Consider the following 16091-nt stretch of genomic DNA (forward strand, 5'->3'; position numbering starts at 1 on the left):
GGATATCTTGCTTTCTGGCATAGAAGAGTGAATGGATGAACGGGTTATTAAGGAGTGGTCTTGATGGGAACATATCGGAGGAAGACGCCGGAGGAACTGCTGCTCTCTATTTATGAGCTGCATCGTGGACGCCTGAAGATCTATATAGGTCCGGTCAGTGGATCAGGCAAGACCTATCAGATGCTGCGTGAGGGTCAGGCGCTGAAAGCACAGGGCATCGATGTTGTAATCTGTGCGGTTTCAACCAACCAAAGTCCAGAAACAAGGGATCAGCTGGGTGACTTGGAACGGATTCCAAGTATTCATTGGTTTCAGAAGGAGATCGAGAAGAAGGATCTGGACGTGGAGGCCATTGTGGCGCGTAATCCAGAGGTTGTACTGACCGATGGATTGGCTCATCATAATCGCGAGGGTGCGGAGAGATCAACTAGGCTGGAGGATATCAAATATTTATTGGGCTGTGGAATTAGTGTCATCACAACTGTAAACGTATACGAGCTGGAGGGCGCAGCAGATCTTGCGCGGAAGTGGACGGGGATTGAGGTGGAATATTCCTTGCCTGCGGAAGTGCTCACCCTTGCAGATGATATCGTTCTAATTGATGTGACTCCGGAAAAGATACTTCAACGTTTGTCCGAAGGACATTTGGGCAAGAAGCAGCGGACTTCGCTTTTTAACAAAGGGAATCTAAGCAAGCTGCGGGAGCTGGCGCTGAGAATGGTTGCGGAGGATGTTAATGGTTCGCTGGAGAAGCATCGGGAGGAGCAAGGATTGCTGGGGGCTTCGGGGATTGCCGAAAAAGTGTTGGTGTCCGCACAGTATTATTGGAATGGCTCGATTCATATCCGCCGTGGGCAGCAAATCGCTAAACGGTTAAACGGAGATCTGGCGGTGGTATCCTTCTGGAAGCAGGGCCTGACGCCCTCTAAGGAAGCAGCAACCTTCAAGCGATCCCTATGGAAGCTGACTGAGAAGATTGGGGCCTCGATGGAGGAGATTTCTTTTCGCTCGAAGAGGGAGATTCCGGGACTTCTAGTGAAATACGCCATCCAGCATAATATTACCCGTATCGTTATGGGTCACTCTAAGCAAACGGCGTGGCAGGAGCTGTGGAAGGGTTCGATTGCTAACTCATTGTTAAAGCAAATCCGTGGAGTAGATGTGTTTTTCGTGGCTGATCGTGCTGAGCGTGAGGGAGAACGTGTTCTTCCTACCCGGCAGAGCCGAAATGAGCGGAAAGCTGATGCCTATCACAGATTAAGCACTCAGGAAGTAAAGGATAAAATCGATGCGATTCGTGGGGGCACATTTAAAGTGTACATTGGTGCTGCTCCCGGGGTGGGCAAGACTTATAAGATGCTGCGAGAAGGAAATGATCTCTTAAAGAGAGGGATCGATGTTGTTATTGGACTACTAGAAACGCATGGACGTAAAGAAACGCTTGAACAGATCGGTGAGCTGGAGATCCTTCCGCGACTGAGCATTGACTATCGGGGGGCTGTCCTTGAGGAAATGGATACGGCAGCTATTATTAAGCGTAATCCGGAGGTCGTACTGGTAGATGAACTGGCACATACCAATATGCCGGGCAGCAAGCATAAGAAGCGGTATATGGATGTTATGGAGTTATTGGATGCGGGGATCTCTGTAATCTCCACTGTGAATGTTCAGCATTTAGAAAGCTTGAATGATGCAGTAGAACAAATTACCGGAGTTAGAGTTAGAGAGACTTTCCCGGACAGCATTCTGCAACGGGCCGACGAAGTTGAACTTATCGATGTATCCCCCAAAACACTGCAAGAGCGGATGAAGGATGGAAAAATATATGCGATGACCAAAGTGGATCAGGCGCTGGGGGCTTTTTTCAAAATCGGCAATCTAATCGCCCTCCGTGAACTGGCGCTGCGGGAAATTGCTGATGATGTGGATGAACGTCTGGAGGCCTGGGAACGTGTCGGGTCGCTGCGGGGACCTTGGCGGCGGCAGGAAGTGATCTATGTGTGCATCACCTTAGGAGATCATGCGGAACGTCTGATTCGGCGCGGTTTTAGGATTGCCTATCGTCTAAAAGCTTGCTGGTATGTTACGTACGTACAGGAATATAAGCAGAGCGGGCCTTCTTACGATAAACGAATTAATGATTTGAAAGAATTGACGGAACGACTGGGTGGAACGTTTAAGATGATTCCTAACGTGCTCCCGGCACGAGTGTCTTCCTTGCTGCTTGAAAGGTCTCAAGCCTTACAGAGCACACAGATTATTATCGGCCAGTCCCAACGCTCATGGGTGCGCAAATGGCTACGCGGGGATGTCACTAAACAGATTTTGCGTTCGGCCAGAAATGTAGATGTACTGGTCGTGGCAAATCTTATGCGTGAGGAACCCTAAGCTTTAGAACAATGAAAAAAAGGGATTCCTTGCCGAGTGGCTGCTGGAATCCCCTTTTTTGTAAGCATATATCAAGTGCTAAATAATTAAACGAATGAATTACTGAGCAGCTTCGAGAAGTGCTTTCAGCTCGGGAAGATTGAATCCTTTGGTGGCGTGATCCCCTGCTACAGTAACAGGAACACCCATGAAACCAAGCTTTTCGACTTCCTCTTGATAGACGGTGCTAGTCATAACATCTCTTACTTCAAAAGGGATACCTTGCTCCGTAAGATATTGTTTGACCAGATTACAGTCGCTGCAGCCTGCTGTTGAATAAACAATCACTTGCTGGCTCATTGGTTCACAGCCTCTTTGATAGCATCTCTTGTGATCTTCCAGTGGGAAGTGTTCCAGCGGACCTCATTATCCTCAAGCAGGAAGAGCTGTGGAGATTCATGCTTAATCCCGAAATCCTCGGCAATTTGATTGGAAACTGGACGATCCTCGATGACTAGAACTACTGCTGCTGCAGTATCCGCATCCTTTAGATAAGCCTGGAATTCTTCATTAGCTTTGGCGCTAATCGGGCAGGTAGTGCTGTGTTTGAACAGCAGCTTCTTGCCAGGTTTAGCCACATACTGCTCAAGATCTTCCAATGTATGAAGTTGTTGAATAGACATAGATATCACCCTCCTGGGATCGTTATTTTACTAACCATTGTGTTGTTAACAACCTGTAATCATGATTGTAACATATATTAAATTTAAAACAAAAAGGATTCTGGAGCAGCTAATCCAAGGATGACTAAACCCTCATTTTAGTGCGTTGAAAAAAAGAGGACGGCATGCTAAGGTGAAAGGAAGACAACTTGCTTCAATAATCCTTACTAGGTAGGAGTGTTGATAAGAATGAACAGAGTTGCATGTGTGACTGGAGCTGATCGGGGTCTCGGATTGTCTCTTGTGCACTCTCTTTTAGAGAAACAGTTCTCAGTATTTGCTGGACAATACATGAGAGATACAGATGAATTGAAAGCGCTTAAAGAGGAGTATCCGGAACAGCTGGAACTTATTCCACTCGATATTGGTAGTAAGGACAGTGTAAAGCAGGCAGCAAGGGCTATCGCCAGCAGAACTGGGCATGTTGATATTCTTATTAATAATGCCGGAATTATTCATTCCGCAGATGATGCTACGATGCTGGTGGATATGGATGATGAGGGCATGGCGGAGATTTATAATGTGAATACACTAGGCGCGTTGAGAGTCAGCAATGCACTTATGGGACTTTTATTGCAAAGTAAGGATAAATTGATTGTTAATATTTCTTCGGAAGCGGGCAGCATTGGCAGAAATAAACGTATTAATATGTACGGCTACTGCATGTCTAAGGCGGCTCTCAATATGCAATCCTCCCTGATGCACAATCATCTAAAGACGCTTGGGGGTCAAGTGATGGTGTTTCACCCCGGCTGGATGAAGACTTATATGCATGGCGAAAAAAATGAGCAAGCGGATATTTCACCCGATGTGTCTGCAGACCAGATTATAAGTCAGGTTATGGAGTATAAAAAGCATCTAGGGGATGAGCCGGCCTATCTTGACGTGGATGGAAATACATGGCCTTGGTAGATGGGCTTCCCGTAATCAAAAAAACTACACGAAGAAAGGCGATGATAGGATGTCTACACTAAAAGCACTGGCACTCGGAAGTTATTCGGAGGTTAAATATCACCCATTTGCGGGAGTAGACCGGGAGATTGAGCAGATCCTTGCCAATGATCTGCAGGTATTCTCCTCGGAGGATTATGGGCTGCTTAATAAAGAAACATTATCTGACTACAAGCTGGTGATCTCTTATACCGAATTCTCCGATTATAAAATACCGGCGGAACAAAGCAGCGCATTGCTCTCCTATGTGGCTAACGGTGGCGGATTACTAGTGGTACATAACGGAATCTCCTTACAGCGTAATCAGGAGCTAGGCGCTATGCTGGGAGCGCATTTCACTCATCATCCAGAATTCACTTCGCTCCAGATGTCCATACCGGCACGGGAGCATCCCATTATGCAGGGGATCGAAGAATTTGTGATCGATGATGAGCCTTATTATTTTGAGCAGCATCCCTATTTCGAAACAACTGTGCTTATGGAATATCCTCATGATGGGGCAATGAGACAGGCAGCTTGGTGCCATGAATTTGGTCTAGGCCGGGTTGTTTATTTAATGCCTGGTCATCATTTGCCGTCATTTTCCGTAGAGCCCTTTCGCCAGATGATTCTTAGAGGTGGACTTTGGGCGGCAGGATTATTATAGGATATAAGCGGATATACCTGTTGTAAAATAAAACACGAGTCCAACTGCGGGTTAGCCGCGGTTGGATTTTTTTTGTTGACTCTAACATTGGTGTCAGGGTTTATACTGGTGTAGAACAATTCTCATGAACCCCGGGGAGAATGCTATGAAAATAGGTGAGCTTGCTAAACTGACGGGCGTAAGCGTCCGTTCACTTCGTTACTATGAGAGTCAAGGATTAATCTCGCCGATCCGTCAGGCCAACGGATATCGGGAGTATTCTTCACTTGCTGTAGAGACGGTAGAAACGATTAAACTATATTTGAACCTGGGTCTGTCGACAGAGCAGATCGCGGGCTTTCTACATTGTGTCTTGAAGAACAAAGAAGCTTTCTGCGCAGAAGTGATGCCACTATACCGCAGTAAATTGGAAGATATTGAACGTCAGCTTGTAGAGCTGAATCAGATCAAGAGAAATTTGGAAGAACGAATGGCATCTATTCTGCAGGAGCAGGATGAGAGCAAGTTGGGAACGTGTCCACTGGAGAACTTGGAATAGTACTGCTGGTGTTGAAAAATATGAGGAGGAATGGCAAATGTCTATTATAAATGCCGATAGTGCGGATTGGGTGCGGTCAGAAATACGTGGTGGAGGAACGGTACTGGTGGATTATGGTGCGCCATGGTGCCCCCCTTGTAAGGTGCTGCTGCCTGTTCTGGAAGATCTTCACCAGGAATATGGAGACGATGTTTCTATTGTTAAGGTGAATTGTGATGAACTGCCGGATTTGGCTGGAGAAGCGGGTGTTATGGGGATGCCTACAGTCATTGTATATAAAGAGGGGCAGCCCGTGGAAAAGCTGATCGGTCTGCGTCCGAAAGCAGCCTACCAAGGCATACTGAACAAGGTTCTTCAAGCATAAGGCGATAATTTAAAAGATGAAATTAGGGAGACTCCATATTGTGGGGTCTTTTTTGCGTGCATGATTTACCCATCTTCGGTAAAAAATACGAACACAGTTATAAAGGAGGTGATGAAGGTGTGGAATATTATTCTAGAGATAATTCCTAAATGGAGTGTGATTTTCCAAGCTATTATGATCTTTTTCGTTCCGTTTATTCTAATCCGGATGATGAGTTGGGCTAATGTAAAGGAAGATACGATAAGTACTAGAGCAAAAAAAGCTGCCGGCAGCATAGGTGGTGGGGTTCCTTACGGAGAAGCATCTCTAGGTTCTAGCAATACGAAAAAGGTTACTAAGGCGGACGATTCCGTTGGAATCAGTGAAGAATCTCCTACAGAAGCAAGCTATAGCGGTCAATTTCGGGAGGATTTGCAAAGATTTAAAGAGATGAGCACAGATATGCATGATGTGAGTTTTCGGGAGTTGCGTATCGGAGGTATAAAGCTGCAAGCGGCCCTTATATTTGTAGATGGACTGACAGATAAAGATAAAATGGATCGGAATATTCTGAAGCCTTTAATGGATGCCTATAAGGTTTTTAAAGATCCCCATACGATACCGGAAGCCAAGGATCTAAAAGATATTCTCATTCATGAGATCGTGCTTATTTCGGAAGTTGAGTTTACGGATAAAGTGAAGCTCTCCCTTCAAAAGGTATTGTTCGGCTCTGTAGTGCTGTTAGTAGAAGGGATACAGGAGGCTATTGTGCTCAGCACCCCGAAGGGGAACACAAGAGGGATAGAGGAGCCTGAATCAGAAGCTGTCTTGCGGGGATCTCGAAGCGGATTTAATGAGACGTTAAGTGATAACACGGCATTACTGCGCCGACATGGGCAGAGCACAGAGCTAGCCATGATTTCTTTTACTGTAGGAAAGAGGATGAAGAAGGATCTGGTTCTAACTTATATCAAAGATATCGCGAACGATGAACTTGTCGAAGAAGTCAAACGAAGAATTAGGACGATTGATATAGATGATGTGCAAGAATCTGGTTATGTGGAGCAATTAATCGAAGATAATAGCTTCACGCCATTCCAGCAGATTCAGAATACGGAAAGACCTGACCGCGTAATGGCAGCGTTATTGGAAGGGAGAGTAGCTATCCTGCTGGATGGCACACCCTTTGCCTTGATCATGCCCGTGTCCTTCGGGATGCTGTTGCAATCCCCAGAGGATTATTACGATCGGTGGATGGTGGGGTCGTTGGTGCGCTTACTGCGTTTTCTCGCCGCATTGATATCAATGTTTGCACCGGCACTATATATTTCCTTCCTCTCCTTTCAGCCGGGATTGATTCCGACAAAGTTGGCCATTTCAATCATCAGCTCCCGCCAAGGTGTACCTTTTTCGGTATTAATCGAAGCTTTGATCATGGAGACCTCAATCGAAATATTACGGGAGGCTGGACTCCGGCTGCCTAAACCTATCGGTCCCGCGATGGGGATTGTTGGCGGTCTAATCATCGGCCAAGCCGCGGTAGAAGCGGGAATTGTGAGTCCAATTCTAGTCATCGTTGTTTCAGTTACAGCAATCTCCTCCTTCACCATCCCTATGTATAGTGCGGGAATGACGCTGCGTATGCTCCGTTTTATAGCGATGTTTTCTGCAGCAGTCTTTGGATTATATGGAGTTGTGTTATTTTTCCTTTTCCTGAGTGCCCATTTAATCAAGCTAAAAAGCTTCGGCATGCCTTATCTTGGCATGTTTATACCGTATAAGATTAAGGATTGGAAAGATTTTATATTCCGTATGCCACTGCAATTTCTAACAGGCCGCCCTACGCTGTTGAAGCCGAAGGACCCCCGACGCAAAGGGTGAGAGATCGAAGTAAAGGAGGAAGCGAATATGAGTACCGAGGTGAAGGACCGAATTACTGCTGTTCAAGCGACGATCATACTAGCCAATTATACTATTGCGGCAGGGATACTTACACTTCCTCGGACGATTGTAGAGGCTAGTGAAACTCCAGACGTGTGGATCTCCGTTTTTTTAGGGGGAGTAATTACCTTTTTAACAGGTTTAATTATAGTGAAACTTAGCCAACGGTTTCCAGGTCAAACTATTTTTCAATTTAGCGGGAAAATCATTGGCAAGCCACTTGGAGTGATGCTCTCTATATTAGTGATTGTTTATTTTCTGTGTATAGCCAGTTTTGAAGCACGTTCCGTACAGGAAGTGACCTCTTTTTTTCTGTTGGAGGGAACCCCTCCTTGGGCTATTGTTGCTGTGTTTATTTGGATAGCCTTCTATTTATGCAGAGGAGGACTTAATGCTATCACTAGCATGTGTAGGTTGATTGTTCCGATTACTTGGACAGTTTTTGTTGGAGTATGCTTGCTTAGTATTGAAGTTTTCGATATCGATAATTTGCGGCCTTTCCTTGGAGATGGTTTAGGACCGGTATGGAAGGGCATCAGGCCAACCATTCTGACTTTTACTGCTGGTGAAGCGATGCTGTTCGTTGTTGCTTTTATGGATAAGCCACAAAAAGCAGTAAAGGTAATTATTGCTGGATCATGTATATCAACGTTCTTTTATCTTTTAGCTGTTGTAATGACTATTGGTGCGTTTTCTATAGATGGAGTGGTCACAAGAACTTGGCCATTTCTTGATCTAGTGAGAAGCTTTGAGGTGAATTATCTTATTTTTGAGAGGTTTGAATCGCTGCTACTGGTAATTTGGATTATGCAAATTTTCTGCACCTTCTGCATCACTATTTATGCTGCTGCTTTGGGAGTTTCTCAAATATTTCATAAACGATTTAATAGCTGCTTATTGGCTATACTTCCAGTAGCCTATGTAGTTTCCAGAATGCCACCAAATGTGAATGCTCTATTTGCATTAGGAACAGTCGTAGGTAATTGGATGATCGTTTTATTTGGATTAATTCCATTGCCGCTGTTGATCATCGCACATTTCCGGAGGGCGGCTTCATGAAAAAATGGAGAGTGTCGATTACATTTCTTATAGTATGTATTCTGTTGACCGGTTGCTGGAGCAGCACACCTGTTGAGGAGTTAAGTATGGAGATTGGTGTTGCCCTGGACAGTGCGGAGGAGACAGGGGATGAGGAGGCAACCCAGCAAGGAGGCGGGGGAAATCCTATGCCTGCCCAAATAATGAGTACCTACCAGTTTACGATTCCTCAAGGCTCAGGAGGGTCAGGTATGAAGTCTGGGGCTTCCCCATCCTCAACCAGAAATTACTATAACATGAGTGAAGTAAGTGATTCGATGTTTGAAGCATTACGGGCACTTTCACTGCGTACTAGACGTACTCCGATCGGACATCACCTTAAGGTCATTGTGATCGGTGAGAAGCTTGCACGCTCTACCAAGTTTTCTGAGTTAATTGATTTCTTTAGCAGGGATAACGATATCCGTCCCAGTGTTCTACTATATGTCAGCAAGGGAAAAGCCAGAGATGTATTGGAAAATGCGCTGCCGGGCCAAACCCCGTCATTTGTATTAGAGGGGATTTTTGTGAATAGAAGTCGGAGCACGAGGATATGGGAGCCGGTTTCAATAGCTAAAGTGGCGGGTCCTTTGCATGGTAAAAGAAGTTTCATGTTGCAGAATGTAATTTCTTTAGAAAAAGAGAAGGAGACAAAGCTGGATGGAGCAGGCGTAATTAAAGGGAAAACGGGAAAGCTCGTTGGTTTTTTAGATGCATCGGAGCTGGAAGGTATGGTTTGGCTGACTGGAAAGGGAGAGGGGGGTGCTCTCAAAGCATACGACCCGTCTAACAATAAGCTCATTACCTATGAAATCAAATCTCTGGGTAGTAAGTATAAAGCTAATGTGAAGGATGGGAAGATCTCTTTTCATGTGAAAATAGAATCTACGGGGAGATATGGTGAGGCTTTTGCCAAGAGTGCAAAGAAGTTACATGACGGCATTGTAAAGGAGGATAAAGCAGTGCTAGAGAAGCATGTCTTAGACATGCTTCAGGTCACTGTGAAAAAAATGCAGAAGGAGCTGCATACAGAGGTTGCAGGTTTCGGCAACGCTTTGCGTATTCAACATCCAGCCGTATGGCGGAGCGTAGAGAATAACTGGGATGAAACCTTTAGTGAGATTCCGATTACCTATGAAGTGAAACTAAATATTGAAGAGTATGGTGCATCAGATACATCGGCTGAATAGAAAGGACCATTTGCAATTTACTTCGTTTGTGTCTGGATAGGAATGACATCATTATGATGCAGTGCATCGAGCACTTCATCCTTTAATTGCGACGTGAAGGCATTCCATGCTTTTTTACCGATGTCCAGCTCTTCACGTCCAATAGCATTCAGTGTTTCCAGCCATAGACGTTTGTCGTTAATCAGCCCAAGTTGATCTTGAATCTCCTTATAGATCTCCTCATGCGCATGAAATTTCTGATTTAACGCAAAATCGGCCGCACTCGCGGTATAACGAAGTTCCTTAGCAGCGATTCTTAGCTGGTGCAAAGCGTCGAAGGCTTCTTTAGATTCGGCATTGTCTTCATGGAAAATAGCTTTACAGGTTTTTTTCTTCTGCTCATAAGCGATCTCAAGCTCACGCATAACAACGTTAACATTCTTTTTGGCGGCTAGGGCTTCAAGCTGCTCGCTTAGGAAGGTCTTCCACTTTTCCTCGAGGTCTTCATTGATTAGTTCAGGCAGCTCCTTAGCGAGCTTCTTGCGGTAAGTTTTGCGCTTGTCCTTTTGGTAAGCAATCACTGCCTTTAACAGGTCTGCAGTTTTGGAATCTCCGTTCTCCTTCGCTTGCTTGCGCTTGTTCTTGAAAGATTCTATTAGAACATCTGCATCTCTCACTTTACCTAATCTCTTTTGCGCTTTTTTGAAAATAGGGTACAGGCCTGAAGTGTGCCGCGGATCAAGAATGGATAATAGACTTAGCAGCTTACGGCAGTTCACTCTTGCCTGGTGGATATCTTCATCCGCGAATTTATTTAATGCGTCATGGCTGTAATCCCAAAAGTTGATATAAAGGTGGTTAAGGGCTTGTTCCCATTGCTTTGTTTTGGTTAGCTGTCGTTCTTTGGTCAGCTTGTCTCCTGTCATGCAGCATCACTCCTTAACGTTTGGGATAGCATGAATTTAGGGCTTCCCCTATTATGCTCTGGGGTAAGTCCATTTACTATAAGAATAGCGTTATCATAACCTCATTTCAATTCTCTGCTCACAGCATGGAGACAGATCGGTTACAATATTACTATCATTATTTATACGGATAGGCTTGGATCTTTAGCTGGTAGAGAATAGCAGGTCTCGTGGCTCATATTCGGGAAAGAGGGGCTTTGGTGGATACTCGTGAGTATGATTCAATATTTAGTAAACTTCCTTCAGAAATGGGGCTCTTTCAACATCTGAGTGCAAGGGATGAGAGCAAAGGTACAGAAGCAGGGAGCTTAGAGGATATGCTGGTCCCGTTCGCTTTTGAGGAAACCTTATGCCGGGATGTTGGAGCGGGACTTATACCTCCTAGCTTACATCTGTGGAGTCATTCTGGTGGTGTGGCACTTGGACTTCGGGACAGTAAGCTACCGTGTGCAGCTCAGGCGATGCTTACGCTTGAGGCGCAAGGGATTAGAACGGCGGTTAGGCATTCCGGCGGGGCTGCGGTGCCTCTGGATGCAGGGATCATTAATGTTTCTCTAGTTCTGCCCAAAGGACGTGGAAAGCTGGACTTTCATGATGACTTTAGGCTCTTGGCTGCTTTGATCACGGAAGCGGTTGCTATAAGTCATCCACAGGCTGCGGCGCAAATTGAGGCTGGTGAGATTGTTGGTTCTTACTGCCCTGGTGATTTCGATCTGGCCATTGGTGGCCGGAAGTTTTGTGGTATTGCTCAGCGTAGGCAGAACAATGCTTATTTTGTACATGCATTTGTTGTAGTTTCTGGCTCGGGACAAGAACGCGGTGAACAAATTCGGAATTTCTATGCGCAAGCCTCCGGAGGAGACTCCTCATTAGCTTATCCACGGGTTCGTCCAGAGACGATTGCTGGACTTGGTGAACTAGGTGGACCTGAAGTGGCAACAGTGTTTGTGGAGGGAATTATTCAGGCTTTAATTCGTCGTGGGGTCTCTCTTAGAGCATCCCGCATTTTGCAGCAAGAGACAGGATACAGCTTGGACTATGATGATCCACGTGTGCTCGATGCAACGCGGGTGCTGCGCGAGCGGTATTCCTAAGGGCTGAGCATGGGTTGGAGTCTGTTAAAAAAGGACGTAACGGAAAGCTGGATAATGCCAGCCTACGTAACGTCTTTTTTAATATTCAACAATGACGCTCTTTTAATTATACAACTCAGGACGTCTGTCCGAAAAAATCGAAATTTGTTTCCTAATCTCACGCACCTGATGTAAATCGATCTCTCCGGTTAGAATTTCTTCCTCTTCAGAAGCCTCACACACAATATCTCCCCAAGGATCAATAATCATTGAATGCCCAGCAAAGATATTGGCAGGATCGCTGCCTGCACGGTTGCAGGCTACAACAAAACATTGGTTCTCGATGGCCCGGCTGATCAACAGCGCCCGCCAGTGGGACACTCTGGACAGTGGCCATTCAGCACAGACGAACAGGATTTCCGCCCCTTGTGCAGTATGGGCGCGAACCCACTCCGGAAAACGAATATCATAACAGATTAGCCCTGCACATAACGTTTCGTCTAATGTAAATAGTCCTTTGGCTTCTCCCGGTTGTAGATACAAATGTTCATCCATCAGCTGGAACAAATGCAGCTTGCTGTATTGTCCGACGAGCTCACCTGATCGATTAAATACATACATACGATTAGTTACACCAGTATCATTTCGGCTAGCGACAGAACCAGCGATGATATTGATGCTATATTGTTTAGCTAAGCTGGAGATGAATTCCTTGGTAATTTCTCCTTCCGGATCGCCAATATCTTCTAAGCGATTTAGATCATAACCAGTGGTCCATAGCTCAGGGAGAATCAGACAATCAGGGGCTGCGGAAGCAGCTTCACTTATTTTTTGGGCTACGGCAGCATAATTCATAGCGGGATTGCCAAATGCTATATCCAGCTGAATCAGGGATATTCTCATAGGTATCCTCCTCTTTTGTTCAAGCGTATAGCACCGGATGAGGATAAGCAATGTTGATTTTTTAAAAATGATTTGATATATTAGTTGACGGGTCAATGATTATGCGTTAGTATAATTTCATACAAAACAATTGCATGCAATTAAATATAGAAAGGAGGTATATTTTGACGGAGTACTGTCCTGAGGAAGAACATATATTTGAACTGCTGCAGGCCTTAAACAAAGGAATCTCTCCAAAATTCGAACGTTGTGCAGGGATCAGTCCCACACGGCTTCGCCTCCTGCATGAACTGTTTCGGGTAGATGAAGTCAGCCAAATCAGTCTGCAAAAGGAAATGGATATTGATGCGGCAGCCGTCACACGTCATCTGAAGGGATTGGAAGAGAGTGGCATGATCGCTCGCCGCAATAACCCAGCCGATAACAGGGTCACATTGGTCTCATTAACCGATCAAGGTCGGGAAAGAATGGTTAAATATAGCGAAGAGAAAAGGCGGTTTATCGCTACTCTGCTAACAGGTTTTAACGATCAGGAGCGAGCAGTGCTCATTGATATGCTCAATCGTCTGCAATCTAATATCATTCTGTTGTAACTTACAAAACACACTCAAAGGAGAATTAATCATATGAACGCTACACAAACAAATGATTTTCAAGAAATTATTACAGGACGCCGCTCTATCCGCAAATATGATCCATCCGTTAAAATCAGCAAAGAAGAAATGACACAGATCCTTACCGAAGCTACACTTGCTCCATCTTCAGTGAACATGCAGCCTTGGCGTTTTCTGGTCATTGAAAGTGACGAAGCTAAAGCTACTTTAGCGCCTCTCGCTCGTTTTAATAACGTACAAGTAGAGACTTCTGCGGCTATGATTGCCATCTTTGGTGATTTGAACAACTTCGATTACGCTGAAGAAATTTACGGTACGGCTGTTGAACGTGGACTTATGCCTGCTGAAGTAAAAGAAAATCAATTAACCAGATTATCCGCTCATTTCGCTAACCTGCCACGGGAAATTAATAGAGACACCGTGCTTATCGATGGCGCACTTGTTGCTATGCAGCTGATGCTGGTTGCTCGTGCACATGGTTACGATACAAACCCAATTGGTGGATTTGAAAAAGACCAAATCGCTGAAGCGTTTGGTATGGAAAAAGATCGTTATGTTCCTGTAATGCTGCTCTCCATTGGTAAAGCTGTTGATGCAGGTTACCCCTCTGTTCGTCTGCCTATCGATAAAGTTGCTGAGTGGAAATAATTATTAAAGTTAGTAAGCCAACACGCTACCATAAACACTAATCTTAGGAGGAATATACAATGATCATTATTCATGCTGTACTTAAAGTTAATCCAGAGCGTCGCGAACAGTTTTTGACGGAGTCTAAAGCATTACTGGCTGCTACTCATGCTGAAGAGGGTAACCTTTCTTATGAGCTATATGAGAATGCTGGAGAAGCCAACTCATTTATTATGATTGAGCAATGGCGTGATGCTGAAGCAGTATCCAGCCACAATACGAGCGCTCATTTCACTGCTTTCTCAGCTAAAGCTGGCGAATTCTTGGCTGCTCCTCTAGATGTTAAAGTATTTAGCGCAGAACAGGTAAAATAAGCTGTCTCCATTCTTAGCGAATTCTATTTAAACCTAAACAGGGATGATCCATAGCCATAAAGGCTGTGGGGCATCCCTGTTTTGCATTTCACCCCGTTTATAAAAAGGAGATCTAGGGTATCTATCCTTACCTTGATTCAAAGGCATGCAATATAAACGATGGGGGACTTTACATATGAAGACACAGAGAAATATGATTGATTTCTTGAATTATTATCTATCCGGCGGATCGCTTGCCCGTATTATGGGTGTAGCAGGAGAAGAGGTGGAGCGTAAGCTTGAGGGGATAGACCTAGAGGCTGCCAGAGCCTATCGTCAGACGCTTGGCGGAGTCATTACGACAAGTGAGCAGCTATTCCAGCTTCCTGGATTTAGCCCAAGCTTCCTGGAACAACTTACTGAAGTATTGGGCAGACTAGACTCAGGCAAGCTAAAGGTTCTGGCTCCGCAGACTACGTGGAATAATCAAGTAACACCTTACGTGAATGGTCCAGAGTGTCTAGGAATGATATTAGAGGAGATCAGAAAAGCGCAGCATTATATCCACCTGTCTGTCATGCTTTTTTTTAATGATCGCTCGGGCAATCTGGTTGCAGATGAACTGTTTTATGCTCTTAAGCGTGGCGTTAAGGTAAGGGTTATGGTCAATTACACATTGACGGCTTTGGGGTACGGAAATAATCTGGAGTACGGCCAGTTCTCCAAGATTGCTGATCAGCTTGAGAATGCAGGCGCCAAGCTGCTGAATACCTTCAATTCGTATTATACAGCCATTGAATGGCGGGTGAAACGAAAGGCGCTGGAGCAAGAAGGAGTGCCGGAAAGTATCCTGTTTCTGCAGGATAAAGTGCAAGAGGATGTTGAGGTCACAGGACTGAATGTCATCGATCATCGGAAGTTTATGGTCATAGATGGGGTAACCACGATTATAGGCAGTGTAAATATTGGTGACCAATATACGTATGAGACCCCAGTGCAGGCATCCTCTGCAATGAGTATAGATGGACATCCACAGGGGATTCCTAGTAAAGAGGCTGAGTGGCATGATGGCTGCTTCCGGATTCGCGGCGCAGCAGCGCAGCCTTTGAATGCGATGTTCTATTCTCGCTGGCTGCTTCTAGGCGGAGATCATTTTGATGTGAATGATGTCTTTTATTATCCGGATGTGGATTATCATTTTGGTGAGGAAGAATGTACGCTGTTAGCAAGCTTTCCAGGTAACCCGGTTAACCTGATTCAACAATATTATCTGGATTTAATTACTTACGCGGCTGAAGAGACTATCATCGTGAATCCTTATTTGATTGATCAGGATTTTTGGGATCGGCTTGGGCTGCTTGGTCCGGAATGCTCGTGTAATTTGAACATTTGTAACCCGCTGGAGGTTAATGATCATCCTACAAATCGCGCGGCGGTAAGAGGCAATATGTATATGCCGTTTATTAACGGTGTTTCCTTCTATGACTACAGTGCCACCGGTCGATTTTCCCATTGGAAAATTACCTATGATCATAGATCACAAGCCGTTTTTCATGGTTCATATAATATCAACGAAAGAAGTGCCTGCCACGATTTTGAGCTGGGAATGCTGGTAAAAGGGGAGGCCTTTGCAGAGCAGATAAAGTCTATGATCGATTATGACCTGAGTGTTTCGCGGAAGATTACCAGTAAAAGTGAGTTCTTTAAGCATCCTTGGTTACACCCTAGTACTTATCTGAATAAGGCAACCCAGAATTATACTTGATAAATTGGGCTAATTCTCATGATATAATGATCGTTAT

The 16091-nt window shown here is 44.9% G+C and carries 17 protein-coding genes; 13 read left to right on the plus strand and 4 right to left on the minus strand.

Features of this window, described 5'->3' with window-relative positions; translation table 11 throughout:
• The first annotated feature begins 63 nt into the window (after positions 1-63).
• The gene (locus MHH46_RS02815) at positions 64-2388 is read left to right on the plus strand and encodes a histidine kinase (RefSeq protein ID WP_076124467.1); all 2325 of its coding nucleotides are present in this window, start codon (positions 64-66) and stop codon (positions 2386-2388) included.
• 99 nt (positions 2389-2487) lie between these two features.
• On the opposite strand, the gene MHH46_RS02820 is transcribed toward MHH46_RS02815, so the two are convergent.
• The gene (locus tag MHH46_RS02820; protein ID WP_076124465.1) at positions 2488-2727 is read right to left on the minus strand and encodes a glutaredoxin family protein; all 240 of its coding nucleotides are present in this window, start codon (positions 2725-2727) and stop codon (positions 2488-2490) included.
• Positions 2724-3050 (minus strand): bacillithiol system redox-active protein YtxJ, encoded by a 327-nt coding sequence (gene ytxJ, locus MHH46_RS02825; protein WP_042123836.1) that lies wholly within the window; start codon positions 3048-3050, stop codon positions 2724-2726. Before ytxJ ends, MHH46_RS02820 begins: the two co-directional genes overlap by 4 nt.
• Before the next feature lie 228 nt (positions 3051-3278).
• Here ytxJ and MHH46_RS02830 point away from each other — a divergent pair, with 228 nt between their 5' ends.
• The 7 genes from MHH46_RS02830 to MHH46_RS02860 all read left to right on the plus strand — a co-directional run bounded on the left by MHH46_RS02830 (position 3279) and on the right by MHH46_RS02860 (position 9775).
• Positions 3279-4001 carry an SDR family NAD(P)-dependent oxidoreductase gene (locus MHH46_RS02830; protein WP_076124464.1) on the plus strand — a complete coding sequence of 241 codons (723 nt, stop codon included), beginning with the start codon at positions 3279-3281 and terminating at the stop codon, positions 3999-4001.
• Positions 4002-4050: 49 nt separating this feature from the next.
• Positions 4051-4686, plus strand: a complete 636-nt coding sequence (locus MHH46_RS02835; protein ID WP_076124462.1) for a ThuA domain-containing protein — start codon at positions 4051-4053, stop codon at positions 4684-4686.
• Between the two features lie 145 nt (positions 4687-4831).
• Positions 4832-5224 (plus strand): MerR family transcriptional regulator, encoded by a 393-nt coding sequence (locus tag MHH46_RS02840; protein WP_076185170.1) that lies wholly within the window; start codon positions 4832-4834, stop codon positions 5222-5224.
• A 37-nt stretch (positions 5225-5261) separates the two neighbouring features.
• Positions 5262-5588 (plus strand): co-chaperone YbbN, encoded by a 327-nt coding sequence (locus MHH46_RS02845; RefSeq protein ID WP_076193712.1) that lies wholly within the window; start codon positions 5262-5264, stop codon positions 5586-5588.
• A gap of 111 nt (positions 5589-5699) precedes the next feature.
• Entirely contained in the window at positions 5700-7448 is a 1749-nt protein-coding gene (locus tag MHH46_RS02850; protein WP_179086323.1) for a spore germination protein, read from the plus strand.
• Positions 7449-7475: 27 nt separating this feature from the next.
• The gene (locus MHH46_RS02855; protein ID WP_076179795.1) at positions 7476-8567 is read left to right on the plus strand and encodes a GerAB/ArcD/ProY family transporter; all 1092 of its coding nucleotides are present in this window, start codon (positions 7476-7478) and stop codon (positions 8565-8567) included.
• Positions 8564-9775, plus strand: coding sequence for a Ger(x)C family spore germination protein (locus MHH46_RS02860; protein ID WP_076193716.1), 1212 nt, complete (start codon positions 8564-8566; stop codon positions 9773-9775). The genes MHH46_RS02855 and MHH46_RS02860 overlap by 4 nt, the downstream gene beginning before the upstream one ends.
• 17 nt (positions 9776-9792) lie before the next feature.
• Here MHH46_RS02860 and MHH46_RS02865 read toward each other — a convergent pair whose 3' ends face one another.
• Positions 9793-10680, minus strand: a complete 888-nt coding sequence (locus tag MHH46_RS02865; RefSeq protein WP_076124450.1) for a CHAD domain-containing protein — start codon at positions 10678-10680, stop codon at positions 9793-9795.
• A 239-nt stretch (positions 10681-10919) separates the two neighbouring features.
• Between MHH46_RS02865 and MHH46_RS02870 the strand changes: the two genes are divergently transcribed.
• On the plus strand, positions 10920-11813 hold the full coding sequence (locus MHH46_RS02870) for a lipoyl protein ligase domain-containing protein (protein WP_076124448.1): 894 nt from the start codon (positions 10920-10922) through the stop codon (positions 11811-11813).
• Between the two features lie 102 nt (positions 11814-11915).
• On the opposite strand, the gene MHH46_RS02875 is transcribed toward MHH46_RS02870, so the two are convergent.
• Complete coding sequence (locus MHH46_RS02875; protein ID WP_076193781.1) at positions 11916-12701, minus strand: carbon-nitrogen family hydrolase; 786 nt, start codon at positions 12699-12701, stop codon at positions 11916-11918.
• A 158-nt stretch (positions 12702-12859) separates the two neighbouring features.
• Here MHH46_RS02875 and MHH46_RS02880 point away from each other — a divergent pair, with 158 nt between their 5' ends.
• The 4 genes from MHH46_RS02880 (at position 12860) to MHH46_RS02895 (ending at position 16054) form a co-directional block, all read left to right on the plus strand.
• Complete coding sequence (locus tag MHH46_RS02880) at positions 12860-13288, plus strand: MarR family winged helix-turn-helix transcriptional regulator (protein WP_076304354.1); 429 nt, start codon at positions 12860-12862, stop codon at positions 13286-13288.
• 33 nt (positions 13289-13321) lie between these two features.
• Positions 13322-13957, plus strand: a complete 636-nt coding sequence (locus MHH46_RS02885; RefSeq protein ID WP_076101373.1) for a nitroreductase family protein — start codon at positions 13322-13324, stop codon at positions 13955-13957.
• A gap of 59 nt (positions 13958-14016) precedes the next feature.
• Positions 14017-14310, plus strand: a complete 294-nt coding sequence (locus MHH46_RS02890; protein WP_036676736.1) for a putative quinol monooxygenase — start codon at positions 14017-14019, stop codon at positions 14308-14310.
• Positions 14311-14485: 175 nt separating this feature from the next.
• A complete protein-coding gene (locus MHH46_RS02895) occupies positions 14486-16054 on the plus strand; it encodes a phosphatidylserine/phosphatidylglycerophosphate/cardiolipin synthase family protein (RefSeq protein ID WP_076193720.1) in 1569 nt (522 codons plus the stop codon).
• The last annotated feature ends 37 nt before the right edge of the window (positions 16055-16091 follow it).

The sequence above is a fragment of the Paenibacillus sp. FSL H8-0175 genome (genome assembly GCF_045040615.1).
Taxonomy (GTDB): Bacteria; Bacillota; Bacilli; order Paenibacillales; family Paenibacillaceae; genus Paenibacillus_AQ; species Paenibacillus_AQ odorifer.